A 12,413-nucleotide genomic window follows, 5' to 3' on the forward strand; every position below is an offset into this window, starting at 1 on the left:
CCGGGAAGCACGGGGCGAACCCGCTCCCACTGCTCGTCGCTTAATCCGTGTCGATCCAAGATGGCGCTCCCTTCGCCAGTCTTGAATCCGATCCGCGCGGAAAAAGGAATCCCTTAAATGTCCACACGCCTTAGGCCGTCGTTCAACCCGGCTTCGGACGTAAGACCGAAACGCACTTCGTCTTCCTCCCCCGTCTTCGGAGGACCGACCTGCACGTCGGCAGCCAAAACGGGGTCGGTGGGCGCCAGGGTGGCGGCGAGCAGAAGAGCGACGACCCAGGGGAGACCAAGCATGACGCCACCAAGCAGGGTGATCGTGCCAATCCCAAGGGGCATGGTGATGGCGAGCATCATAGGCAAACCTCATCCAGGTTAAGGATGATGAGTTGGTTTACCGGGAACCTTTCTCTACCCATTCATTTACTAGCTTGTTGATATTTAAAAAACATAGACCAGGAAATCAGATCATGTCGTGGGTAGGTGCAATTTCCATTATTGTCCTGATTGCCGCAATGTTGATCGGACTTATTGTTCATCTCAGGCGGATCGGAAAGATTAATAACCAAATGGCCGCCATCCTTGGCATCCTTGTCATTACCGCAGGCTTCATAACCTATCTTTACCCCTCGGCGCTGACGGCCACACAGAAAGATACGCCCGAAATCCGGCAGCCGATGACGCGGTAGCAACTTGGGTCAGCCATTCCTTCCCGCGGCACGCGGCCTCGTCACCGCGACGCTCGTCATCGGAGTGGGCCTGAGCGGCTTCTTCGACGGCATATATTGTTGCACCAGATCCTTCAGTGGCATCATATGAGCTTGGTGAGGATGAGCGGCTTCGCGACATGACAAACCAAATCCTCGCCGACGGCATATTCCACATCTTGATGTACGCGGTGGTGACGTGGAATCGCGGGATGAGAGAAAGCCGCCATGGGAGGCGATCCCGAACCACTCGCGTCACCAAGGAGGATGAGGTGCAGCCCGCACCGGCACCCGATCCGACAATGAAGGCGCGAGCCGATGAATGATGATCACAAGGATGCGCGGCAGCGCTCGCGGAAATCTGCGGAGAAGCAGGATTCCTCCCATGGAACGGGTGGAAGGGCCAGCCGAAGAAAGCTAATCCGCTAGCGTCGGCCATCGACAATCAGGCAGGAAACTGAATAGGCTTTGGGCGCCGCAATTGCGGACTCTTATGCCATGTAAGGCGGCGAAATCCGCGGGCGGCCCACTCGGCGCCGCATTGCATCGGCGTCATGCAGCGTCAGTATGCCCCCTCCCCAACTGAGCGTCTTCATCTGACGCGCCTGCTGCACCATGCGGTTCACATGAACGGGCGTCATGCCGAGCGTGTCGGCAACCATTTCCTGCGTGATCGGCATGGCGAACGCGTTCTTTTCGGTCAGCCCGGCTAGGTCGAGCCAATCGAAAAGTTCCAAGCAAAGATCCTCCAGCCGCTCATGAGCGTTCATCCGGCCCAATCTGGCGATCTGGCCGAACAGATAGGCTTCGTTAAGCGCGCGACCATGCGCATAGGCCGCCCCCAATCGGGAAGAAGCGGATGGAGCGGGCGCGATGCGAAGGCTGACGGAGGTCAGCGCGACCAAAGTCACGGCATTGGCGGGCAGCTATAGCCGATCACGTCGCCCGGCAACATGAACTCGATGATCTGACGCCGCCCGTCTTCCATGACGTGGGTTCGCGCTGCCCATCCGTTCAACAGCAACAATGGATCGGGCAGCGGCTGGCCCTCCGCCAGCAATTCCGATCGTGCCTTGAACTGCCGCACATGGCTGGCGGCGTCGATCAGTGCCGCCATCGCCGCCTCGTCGAGGGGAATCAGCGAGGCGAGCCGCCTGAACGCGGGCTCCAGCCAATCATGCACCGGCAAGCGGCGCTTCCCCATTCATGCCTGCGCCTGCTGGCCACACAATCGCCCGACCAGCGCAAGCAACCGGGGCATAGCGAAGGGCTTGGGCAAGCAGGGAATGTTCCGGTAAGTCGCGGGCAGCGACCAGCCGTCATAGCCGGTCAGGAACAGATGCGGCACCTGCGCCTGCGACAGCCGATCGGCAATGGGATAGGACATGGCGCCATCCAGATTGACGTCCAGTATCGCAGCGTCGATCTCTTCGCTGTCCGCAAGCCGCAGGCCGGTCGCCAGATCGCCTGCCGGTCCGACCACCTCCGCCCCGGCGGTGACGAGGGCGCGCGCCAGATCGGACGCGATGAAATATTCATCCTCGATGACGAGGATGCGCTTGGTCTTCAGATCATCGCTCATCGACAGGCTCCTTCAGTTGGCGGTTCGGCGCCATGTCCAGCGGCATGGCGATGGAACAGCGAATGCCGCCTCCCCGAAATTCCAGTTTCGTCTCGGCTCCCAGCCGATACGGCAGGGCCTCCTCGATCAGTTCCCGGCCGAACCCTTCATGACCGGGATTGATAGAAACGGCTGGAACACCCTGTTCGTCCCAGCATAGGGTCAACATCCGCTGCCCGCCTTGATCCAGATCGACCGTCCAGAAGATATCAAGACTAGCCCCCGTTGCGCGGAGTGCCCCATATTTGACCGCATTGGTCGTCAGTTCATGCACCGCCAGTCCCAGGGATTCGGCGGCTTTTGAATTCAGCAAGACATCGGGACCTTCTATGCGGACCTGCGGGCCGTCATGCGCGCCAACACTCATCAGTTCGTCACGAATGAGGTTTTCCAGATCAGCCGTGCCCGCCGCCGTTTGCGTCACCACGATCTGGCTGCGCGCAAGAGCATCGAGCCTCCCCTTGAAATGATCCGCCATCTCCTCTTGATCGCCGCGCCGGTCGAAGGTGCGGGCAAAGACGGAGCGCACGACGGTCAATATGTTGCGAACGCGGTGCTGAAGCTCCGACACCGCGACGCGCAGGCGTTTTTCGCTGTCCCGCAGGGCCCATTCCACGCGGGCCCTTTCCACTGCCGCCCAGGTTCGCTCGGCCACGTCCCACAGCAGCGCTTCCTCCTCCGCCGTCCATGTCCTGGGAGATCCCTGCTGGACGAAGAAGCATGCGATCCAGCGACCTTCCTTCATCAGCGGCACGGCCAGGGTGGCCCGCAACCCGCCAGCGACTATATAGGCGCTCTCGACGCCCTGCGTCCGCGGGTCGGCAAGGGCGTCCTCGATGACGAGCTTTCGCCCGGTGCGCTGGTCCGCCGTGAGTTTCAGGCCGAAATCATCGATCCGATAGGTTCCCCGCGCGCTGGCTGTCCGGCCGCTCGTCCAGTCGCGGACGACCGTGAAATGATCGCCGGCCGCGTCCACCTCGCCATAGCCGCAGCGATCCGCCCCCAGATGCGCGCCCAACAGCGCGCCAGCGGCGGCCATGATGTCCTGCGGGTCCGCGAGCGGCCGCAGGCTATCGCTGAGTTCAAGCAGGAAGGTCTTCCGCCGTTCATTGGCGTGGAGCGCCGCTTCCGCCTGCAATCGCGGCATGATGTCGCGCAGCAGGATCGCGACGCGATTCTGCCTTGGCTCTCCGATCGGGAAGGCATAGGCGTCATAGGGGCGCGCCGGAGCCGCATCGGGGTTTTCGAACCGTTCGGGCCTGCGGCTCAAGGCGACCCGGCCGCAAATCTCGTACCAATGCTGATCATGGTCGGAGGCGAAAGCGCGCATCGTACGCCCGGCGGCGTTGCCAAAGCCGGTCAGCCGTTCGAACGCAGCATTGACCTCCATGAAATGAACGTCGGACGGGCATCTGTCGGCGTCGAACAGGACTTCCACCACGCCAAAGCCTTCGTCGAGGACATTGAACAGCGCCCTATACCCGTCGCTGATTGGGAGCCGCGCATTCAGAAAGCCCTCGCCGCTGCGCGCCGCCAGCGTGAGCAGGACGCCCTGCACCTCGCCCTGCTCGTCATGGACGGGGCTGAGCACCATGACGCAATCCGGATTGTCTTCGTTCATCAAAACGGACCGGGGAACATCCTCTATCACCGTTTGGCCCGCCAGAACCTGATTAATGGCCGACCGGCCCGGAAAGTCGGGCGAATTTTCCAGGAGCGGCCGCCCGAATGCCGGATGCAGGAGGGCCAGCCTTCCGACATACGCGTCGTTATGGAAATAGAGAAGATTCTCGCCCCACAGGAGCGCTGCGGGCAAAGGTTGGGAAAGCAGATTGTCGAGCGTCTGGCGCAAGCTTGGCGGCCAGCCCTCGACCGGACCGAGGCCGGATTCCGCCCAGTCGGCGTCCCGCACGGACGCCGCCATGCCGTTCGCACCGCCAGGCCAGATTCTGCTCACGCCCCGCTGCTCCTTCCGCTGTCCTTCCGCGCCGTTCTGCAATCTGCGGCGGACGCCCGGCACATTGGGGTGCAAACGCACAAGGCCCTCTATCGTGCCGCCCGGAATGCAGGTTGTCCAGCATCAGCGCGTAAATGCGTCGGTTCTGCAGCCGCCGATCAGGGCCGCCTTCGCCTGATAGCGGACCGCCAGTTCGGAATGCGCGGCGACCATCCTGGGCACGTCGCCCCGCGCCTTCGCTTGCCGGGCCTTTTCCAGCTCTTCCTGCGCTCTCATGGAATAATAGGCGGCGTCGCTGACAATTCTCGTCACGATGATCTCCGTCATGGCCGGTTTGGCGCCGAAGGATAGCATGGCGCCCATCAGTGAAAAGAAATGCAGGTTATGTTTGATGCCGTTCGGCCCTGATCCATGTTCCGATATGATCTGAGACCTCTGATTTTCCGGAACCAAACATCTAGCCGGTCAGCGCGACCGTCCAGGATATTCGTGGTCGTCTTCCTCGCCCGGAATTTTCTGGCAAGCCGACGAACTGCACCAGGATCAGGCCAGCGGGAACAATGTGCGACCGAACATACCGGCACGTCCAATAATCAGCATCCCTGGACTTCTTATTCCGCCGCCACGCTTAATCTGGACAGGGATTCACGGGTGGCAGGCAAGTCAGCGCCAAGCTCCTCCGCGAAAAAGGCGCAGGTGATCCTCAATCCTTCCTCCAAGGCGACACGCGGTTCCCATCCAAGCAGGCTTCGCGCCCGCGCGATATCCGGGCGTCGGCGGCGCGGATCGTCGGTCGGCAGCGGCTCATGCACGATGCCGGGGCTGATCCCGGTCGCCGCGACGATATGGTCGATCAGATCGACGATCCGATATTCCTGCGGATTGCCCAGATTGACCGGCACCAGATCGGGCATGGGCGCTTCCATGAGGCGCATCAGCCCGTCGACCATGTCAGACACGAAACAGAAGCTGCGCGTCTGCGACCCGTCGCCATAGATGGTGATGGCCCGGCCCGAAAGCGTCTGGCAGATCAGGTTGGAGATCACTCGGCCGTCATCGGGATGCATGTTCGGCCCATAGGTGTTGAAGATTCGCGCCACCCGCACATCGGCGCGCCCGAGCCTCGCAAAGTCGAAGGCCATGGCTTCGGCAGCCCGCTTGCCTTCGTCATAACAGGCGCGGGGGCCGGTGCAGTTCACCCAGCCGCGATATTCCTCCTGCTGGGGATGGGCCTCCGGATCGCCATAGACCTCGCTGGTGGAGGTCAGCAGGAAGCGCGCGCCATTCTGCTCCGCCAGCCGCAGCAGCCGGTCGGTGCCCATGACGCTCGTCAGCATCGTATGTTCGGGGTCCGCCTGATATTGCGGGGGGGACGCTGCGCAGGCGAGATTATAGATGCGGCCGATGTCGCGCCGCCGCATCACGGCGTCGGGCAGCGGATCGACAATGTCGGCGCGAAGGAAGGTGAAATCGCGATGGCGTTCCAACCCCTCCAGATTGAAATTCCGCGCCGTCTGGAGATTGTCGAGGCAGATCACCTCATCCCCCCGATCCAGCAGGGCGCGGCACAGATGCGATCCGATGAAACCGGCTCCACCCGCGACGAGAGATATGGTCTTCCTGCTCTTCATCAGCCCTTCGTCCTTTTCATTCCGCTGCCGCCACCGCGCCGCGCATCCGCATGCGGGCAGCCTCTGCCAGATGATCTTCCAGTTCCGCCGCACGGCGATGCGCGCTGTGCTCCGCGGCTATGCGACGGCGCGCCGCTTCCCCGACGGCGGAGCGGTCCTCGTTCAGCGTGACCACCACCTGTTCATGGTTCCAGGCGAGCAGGATTTCGCGATTGGGCTTCAGCAGACCGGAAAGGCCGGGCCACACGTCCGATAGGATCGGCGTGCCGCAGGCCCCTGCCTCGAACAGCCGGACGGAGGGCGACCAGCCTGCCTCCACCATGTCGGCGCGGGTCAGGTTCAGCGTGTAACGCGACGCGGAATAGAAGGCCGCATGCTCGCCGGGCGGCAGATGGTCGATGCGCTCCACATTGGCCGGCCAGTCGATAATGGCCGGATATTGGGGCCCCGCCACGACGAAGCGTTTTTCCGGCATAAGCCGCGCAGGCGCGATCAGCAGCCGTTCAAGTCCCGGCTGGCGGTCGGCGCTGTAGGTGCCAAGATAGGAAAGATCCCATCGCTTGGCCACGTCCAGCGGGCGATAGGCTTCCGTATCGACCGAGCAATAGAGCGCCCGCGCCATGGACGATCCATGGCTCCGTTCGAGCAGGTCGAGCGTCGGCCCGCCGGTAAAGGAGCAATAGAGATCGTAGCCCGCAACGAGATCGGTCGAAAGATAATCGCAACGCCCCGCGCGCAGGGCCGCCAGCGTGACAGGCGTATCGATGTCGTAAAAGGCGGTGAGACCCTGCGCATGGCGCTGGACATAATGGCCCACGGCGATCCCGTCAGGCACATAGGAACCGACCATCACGGCGTCCGCCGCCGCGATCTCCCCGCGCCATCGATCCAGTCCGGCCAGGTCGCCATAAAATTCCAGACGGCAATAATCAGGATGGGGAAGGTCGCGCTGCTCGGCATACCAGGGCACGTCCCGCTCCAGGAACAGGATGTCATGGCCCCGCGCCGCAAAGGCGGACAGCAGGGCGCGGTAGGTGGTGGCATGGCCGTTGCCCCAGGATGAGGACAGGCTGAGGCCCAGAATGACGAGTTTCATGCTCCCTCCATCTGATGGCGGCGCTGGGCGGCCCTTGCGCTGCGGTCCCGCAGGATCGCATCCACCTGCTCGCCGCGCAGGGCATAGCTATGCTCGGCGCGAATGCGGGCGAGCGCCGCATGTCCGATCCGGCGGGCGCGTTCGGGCGTCAGCGCCGCCAGATGATCCGCGACATCCTGTCCGTCCCGCGCCACCAGCACCTCCTCGCCCGGCTTAAGGAAGAATTCTATCCCTTCCCAGGCGTCGGTGATGAGGCAGGCCGCCGCGCCCGCCGCCTCGAACAGGCGGGTGGCGGGGGAAAAACCGATATGCGCCATGCTGTCGCGGGCCACGTTCAGCAGGGCGAGCGGGGTGCAGTTGAAGGCGTTATGCTCCGCCGTGTAGACATGGCCGCGATGGCGGACATTGGCGGGCATCGCCTTGCTCTCCCACCCATTGCCGCCGATCAGGAAGCGGCGTTCAGGCAGCAGCCCGGCGGGCTTCAGGAAGAATTCTTCCACCCGCGCCTCCCGGTCGGGCAGGCGATTGCCCAGAAAGCCGAGGTCGGCGGCGAAGCGGGGATCGGGCGGCGCGGGATGGTGGCTCCGCGGATCGAGCGCATTATAGACCGGGATGCACTCCGCCGCGCCCATCGCGCCATAGGCTCGAACGACGGGATCGCCCCCGCCATAGGTCAGCACCAGGTCCAGCCCCGGCAGGGCGCGCCGGACGGGATGACCGGGATCGGCACGCATCTCGTCCAGCGTGGCGGCGGCGTCCACGTCCCAGAATATCTTCAGCGCCCCTGGCCGGGCGCGCCGCATGACGCCCTCCAGCAATTCCGCGTCGAATATGCCGACGCCGCTCGCCTTCACCACCACGTCCGCTTGGGCGGCTTCCTCCATCACGCCCGCCAGCGCATCGGGCGTGGCCGGATAGACGACCACCCGCGCCCAGTCGGGCGGGTCCATGTCGCGATGCGATTGCCGGTCGAAGGCGTCAGGCTCGTAGAAGCTGATTGCGTGGCCACGCTCCGCCAGCTCCCGCAATATGCCGCGATAATAAGTGGCCGCGCCGTTCCAGTAGGAGGAAAGCAGGCTGGAACCGTAAAAGGCGATCTTCATGCGACGCTCCTGACCGGCAGGGGATCGAGTTGCCCGACAATGGCCATGAGTTCGCGGGCACGGTGGGCGCAGCTATGGCGGCCGCGGATCGTCTCCAGCCCATTACGGGCCAGCGATGCGCGCAGGTCCGGGTCGGCGGCTATGGCGCGCAGATGGCGGGTCATTTCCGCCCCGTCCCTTGCGAACAGGAAGTCCTCGCCGGGGCGGAACAGCCCCTCGCTGTCGCTCCACGGCGCCGATAGGAGAGGAATGCCGCAGGCCAGCGCCTCGAACATGCGGATGGTCGGGATGCCGGGCAATAATTGCGTATAATAGCGGCGCGGCACATGCACCGTGGCGAGATGATGCGCAAAAAGTCTCGGCGCATCCGCATTGGCGGCCCAGCCGTGATAGCGGGCGCCATGGCGCTCCAGCGCAGCCACCGCCTCGACCGGATAGCGAACGCCGTAAATGTCGAGCGGCAGTGCGGCTTCCTTCGCAGGACAGAACAGATAATCTTCCAACTCCGCCGCGCGCTCGCCATCGCCCCAATTGCCGATCCAGACCAGGCCGCTTCGCGCCTCCTCCTGCACCGGAGGTCTAAAATGGCGGATGTCGGCGGCTTCATGCCATGTCCATACCCGGTCGTCCCAACCCCAGCGGCGATAGACGTCCGACAGCGCTTCGCCGAAGGCCAGCACGCCGTCATAGCCCGACAGGTCGAAGGCGCGGATGGCGTCGGGATCGGACACGGCGCGATGGTGAGTGTCGTGGAACATCAAGGTGAAATCGCTGCGCCCCGCCCGGACGAGACCGAGCGCGGCGACCAGCGACGCCTCGTTCCATTCATGAACGATGACGAGGTCGGCGCCATCAAGCAGGGACAGAAGATCGTGCTTCATGCCATAGGCCTGGGCGCGCAGTTCGGGATAGGCCTCGCGAAAAGCGGTCAGCCCTTTCTCACCATGATCGGACAGGAGGTTGGAGAGGCTCCAGCTTCCTTCCGGCTCCAGCGCCAGCACGTCATGACCCATTGCGCCCAGTTCCCGCAGGACGCCGCGCAGGAAATGAGCATTGCCATGGTTCCAGCAGGACAGGAGCGACTGGGTGAAATAGCGGATCTTCATGCAGCAACCCTCCGCTGGATGGCAGCATATTGCGCGGCCATGCGCGACGCCATTGCGGCGGGCGCATAGCGGCGCGCCCGTACTTGCGCGGCCTGCCCTGCCTCCAGCCGGGCGGAACCGTCGTGCAGAACATCCTCTATGGCATGGGCAAAGCCCCTGGCATCGCGGGCGTCGACGAAGATCGCCACGCCCTCCCACAATTCGCGGAAGGTCGAAAACGCCTTCTCGAAACTGAAGGCCATCCTTCGAAAGGCTGCCGCGCGCACCATCCCGGAACTTTGGGATGCCATTCGCGACGCACTTTCGCGGTTCAATCCAGAAGAGTGCGCAAATTATTTCACTGCAACCGGATATGAGCCAGAGTGATCGGATTCTGCTCTAGATCTTCCAGCCCAGGGTAATGCCGTAGGTCGCCGGCTGCCCGATATAGCGCACGATGGTATTCTGCACGCGGGAGACAGACGTCCGGTAATATTTGTTGCCGACATTCCGACCCCAGATGGATATCTTCCAGGGAGCATTGGCCGACTGAATGCCGAAACGTAGATCCACAAGGGCATAAGCCGGGATGGAGAAAGTCGGATCATTATATGTCGTTGTCGAGGTAAAGCCGATATCGGTCGGCTTGCTGGGGTTGGAGGAAGTAAGTCCGGTCTTTGACCGGTCCTGATATGTCACCCCGACACCCGCGACGGCGCCAAGACTGGAGCTGAGACGCCATTCATACTGCAGATCCAGATTGGCCGACAATTTGGGGGTGAAGGGAAATTCTTCGCCAGTGATCGGGATTAGCGCGCCGTCTGCATGTTGCCGGCTGGGATAGGTGCTGAAATCCGTTCCATCGGAATTCTTCAGGATACGCGAGTTGACGTAGGTCCCGCTCCCGTTCGCGGTGAAGCCGTCGAACGGTCGCCACGTTCCCTGCAGTTCGACGCCCCAAATGCGCGACCGGGGGATGTTCACAAGCTGCTCAAGCTGCCCGAAGATCGTGGTGACGCGACCCCTGATCTGTTTGTCGCGGTAGTCATAATAGAATGCGGCGCCGTTGATCTGGGCGTTCCTGCCGCCAAGCGGCGTCTTGAAGCCGATTTCGTAAGCCGTGAGCTTTTCCTGGCGCACCGGCATCAACTGGCTGGTTATATTGGCCGACGTAAGCGGGAAGCTGCCTGCCTTGTAACCGCGGCTGATGTTCGCATAGAGCAGGGTTTCGTCGCTGAACGGCTTCCAGTTCACGCCGCCGCGCCAGGAAACATTATCCTGCTTCAATGTGTAATCCAGCGCACCGGCGGAAAACAGTTCGCCGGGCGGGGTATTGGGATCGTTGCGAAGGGTTACGCACTGCCCCGTCGCGGCCGTACGCGGAACGCCAAGCGCGAATTCCTGGACATTGCCGAACACCATCGCAAGCTCGCCATCGCCCGAGTCCGCCGTGCATCCGACATAGCGGTTTTTATTCTCCGTATATCGAAGGCCTGTCGTGATCGTCAGTGTGGGAGTGACCTTGAAATCCGCGTTGGCATATCCGGCAAGCGATCGAATTCTCGATCTTGCCGATGTCACGCCGTTACGGAACACCCCGAAGCCAGGGATGACGAAGCCGTTGCCATCGGTATTGATCGAGAATGTGTCGACATCGAGGATGGAATCATTCTGATAATTGCCTCCCACAGACCAGATCAAACGTCGATCGAGGCTGACGCCCGAGAGGCGGACCTCCTGGGAGAAATCCTTTATATGACCTGAAAGCCGGATCACGAGGTCCTTGCCGGCAGTGCCGTCGCCGTCATTCAAGCTGTTTCGATGGAGATAGGAGTAAGCAGTGATCGACGTCAGTGTGACATCTTCCGCCAGATCGAGGTCGGCACGCAACGAAGCCTGCCCAAACCTGTCCCTCCGTCGGAAGTCCGTATTCGGGTCCCAATCCGCAATGCGGGGATTGCCGGAGCGAAGCTTCTGCGCATTCCGGGAAGAGATCAGAGCCGGGCTTACGATGGCGCCGTTCACGGGATCGACATCGTCGATGCTCTGAGCGGCCTGCGTATCCGAACGGTCGATCCAGCCATTCAGATTAAGCGCCAGGCGCAATCCGCTCGTAGGCTGAGCCTCGACGATCAGGCGCGCGCGCGAAAAGCGCTGCTCACCAAGCCTGTCGTCGCGGGTCGCGCTTTTCTGCCATGCGCCGCCCTGAGACGTGCTCGCCGACAGCCGCGCCTTGATGTTGGGGGCGAGCGATCCGCTGATGAATGCGTTGGCTTCCAGCAGGTCGAAGCGGCTGTAGGACAGGTCGGCGCCGGCCTTCAATTCCGTCGTCGGCTTGGCCGGAATGTAGTTTACGAGGCCGCCGGTTGAATTTTGCCCGAATACCGTGCCCTGCGGCCCTTTCAGCACTTCAATCCGTTCAAGATCTATCGCAGCGCCTCGCGCCATGATCGGATAAGCGAACGGCACCTGGTCTAGATACATGCTGACCGTGGGCGGCGCAGCCAGGCTGTTGTCGAAAAAGCCGACGCCGCGCAGCGTGTAGGTCGGCACGTCGAACTGCGTTCTGGTCACTGTCAGGCTGGGCACGACCTTGACCAGATCTTCCGCTCGCGCCACGCCCTTGTTCGCGAGATCCGACGCTCCTATCGCGCTGATCGACATGCCGACGTCGTTCAAGCGCTGTTCGCGCTTCTGCGCCGTGACGACGATATCGCCAATCCCACCGCCCGACTGGTCCGACGAAGAGGTAGTGACCGCCCCCTCCTGCGCTTGATCTGCAGCGGTCACGTTGCCCGGAACCGAATCCTGAGCCTGAACAGGTTGGGCCAAGGCCAACGAAATTATCAATCCGCCAGTGCAAATTCCACAGCTAAGGCCGGCGCGAATACCCGACATGACAGACACCTCCCAATACTCTCGTTCCACGAATGCGGCCAACCCAACCTCAATGTCGGGCCCGCGCTATCGCTGACGTCTATGACCTTAATTCGACTTATATGTCAAGTTCAGGTCGGATGCATGATTTATCGATTCTGCGCCCCGACAATGGGTGACTTGGAGGGGGGGGGTGGCAGGGTCGAGATCCAGGACCCATGCCCTGGTCCGGCACAGAGGGCGGAATTGTCTGATGGAAAGGGCGACGCGACCGCTGCTTGCGACGGCTTCTTCTCTGCAGCGGACGAACGCAGCAGCCGCTCCTTTGGCCCATTGCTGG

General features: G+C 62.4%; 12 protein-coding genes and 2 pseudogenes. 2 read left to right on the forward strand and 12 right to left on the reverse strand.

The annotated features are described in order from the left end of the window. Positions 1 to 131 precede the first annotated feature (131 nt). Positions 132 to 350 (reverse strand): annotated as a pseudogene (locus BV95_RS19370) (cation:proton antiporter); the annotation flags it as partial. A 116-nt stretch (positions 351 to 466) separates the two neighbouring features. Between BV95_RS19370 and BV95_RS19375 the strand changes: the two are divergent. Next, positions 467 to 685: a hypothetical protein gene (locus BV95_RS19375; RefSeq protein ID WP_037456023.1), complete on the forward strand. Its 219-nt coding sequence runs from the start codon at positions 467 to 469 to the stop codon at positions 683 to 685. A gap of 509 nt (positions 686 to 1,194) precedes the next feature. Here BV95_RS19375 and BV95_RS22830 read toward each other — a convergent pair. From BV95_RS22830 to BV95_RS19425, 10 genes are all read right to left on the reverse strand, one after another. Further along, positions 1,195 to 1,614, reverse strand: a complete 420-nt coding sequence (locus BV95_RS22830) for a Crp/Fnr family transcriptional regulator (RefSeq protein WP_156028714.1) — start codon at positions 1,612 to 1,614, stop codon at positions 1,195 to 1,197. After that, on the reverse strand, positions 1,611 to 1,907 hold the full coding sequence (locus BV95_RS22835; protein WP_051749898.1) for a cyclic nucleotide-binding domain-containing protein: 297 nt from the start codon (positions 1,905 to 1,907) through the stop codon (positions 1,611 to 1,613). Before BV95_RS22835 ends, BV95_RS22830 begins: the two co-directional genes overlap by 4 nt. Then, the gene (locus BV95_RS19390) at positions 1,908 to 2,285 is read right to left on the reverse strand and encodes a response regulator (RefSeq protein ID WP_037456028.1); all 378 of its coding nucleotides are present in this window, start codon (positions 2,283 to 2,285) and stop codon (positions 1,908 to 1,910) included. It lies immediately after the preceding gene. Further along, entirely contained in the window at positions 2,275 to 4,281 is a 2,007-nt protein-coding gene (locus BV95_RS19395; RefSeq protein WP_156028715.1) for a sensor histidine kinase, read from the reverse strand. Before BV95_RS19395 ends, BV95_RS19390 begins: the two co-directional genes overlap by 11 nt. A 123-nt stretch (positions 4,282 to 4,404) precedes the next feature. Next, the gene (locus tag BV95_RS22840; RefSeq protein WP_234703251.1) at positions 4,405 to 4,644 is read right to left on the reverse strand and encodes a hypothetical protein; all 240 of its coding nucleotides are present in this window, start codon (positions 4,642 to 4,644) and stop codon (positions 4,405 to 4,407) included. Positions 4,645 to 4,892: 248 nt separating this feature from the next. After that, a complete protein-coding gene (locus BV95_RS19405; protein ID WP_037456067.1) occupies positions 4,893 to 5,912 on the reverse strand; it encodes a UDP-glucuronic acid decarboxylase family protein in 1,020 nt (339 codons plus the stop codon). Positions 5,913 to 5,928: 16 nt separating this feature from the next. After that, positions 5,929 to 7,008, reverse strand: a complete 1,080-nt coding sequence (locus BV95_RS19410) for a CgeB family protein (protein WP_037456038.1) — start codon at positions 7,006 to 7,008, stop codon at positions 5,929 to 5,931. Then, positions 7,005 to 8,111, reverse strand: coding sequence for a CgeB family protein (locus BV95_RS19415; RefSeq protein ID WP_037456041.1), 1,107 nt, complete (start codon positions 8,109 to 8,111; stop codon positions 7,005 to 7,007). The genes BV95_RS19410 and BV95_RS19415 overlap by 4 nt, the downstream gene beginning before the upstream one ends. Next, positions 8,108 to 9,217: a CgeB family protein gene (locus BV95_RS19420; RefSeq protein WP_037456042.1), complete on the reverse strand. Its 1,110-nt coding sequence runs from the start codon at positions 9,215 to 9,217 to the stop codon at positions 8,108 to 8,110. The genes BV95_RS19415 and BV95_RS19420 overlap by 4 nt, the downstream gene beginning before the upstream one ends. Then, positions 9,214 to 9,459, reverse strand: a complete 246-nt coding sequence (locus BV95_RS19425; protein WP_037456044.1) for a glycosyltransferase — start codon at positions 9,457 to 9,459, stop codon at positions 9,214 to 9,216. Before BV95_RS19425 ends, BV95_RS19420 begins: the two co-directional genes overlap by 4 nt. Between BV95_RS19425 and BV95_RS24630 the strand changes: the two are divergent. Continuing rightward, positions 9,428 to 9,583, forward strand: a pseudogene (locus BV95_RS24630) (IS630 family transposase); the annotation flags it as partial. The gene BV95_RS19425 and the pseudogene BV95_RS24630 overlap by 32 nt on opposite strands. Positions 9,584 to 9,595: 12 nt before the next feature. Here BV95_RS24630 and BV95_RS19430 read toward each other — a convergent pair. Beyond that, entirely contained in the window at positions 9,596 to 12,136 is a 2,541-nt protein-coding gene (locus tag BV95_RS19430; protein ID WP_156028716.1) for a TonB-dependent receptor, read from the reverse strand. Between the last annotated feature and the right edge of the window lie 277 nt (positions 12,137 to 12,413).

This window comes from Sphingobium chlorophenolicum (assembly GCF_000722875.1).
GTDB lineage: Bacteria > Pseudomonadota > Alphaproteobacteria > Sphingomonadales > Sphingomonadaceae > Sphingobium > Sphingobium chlorophenolicum.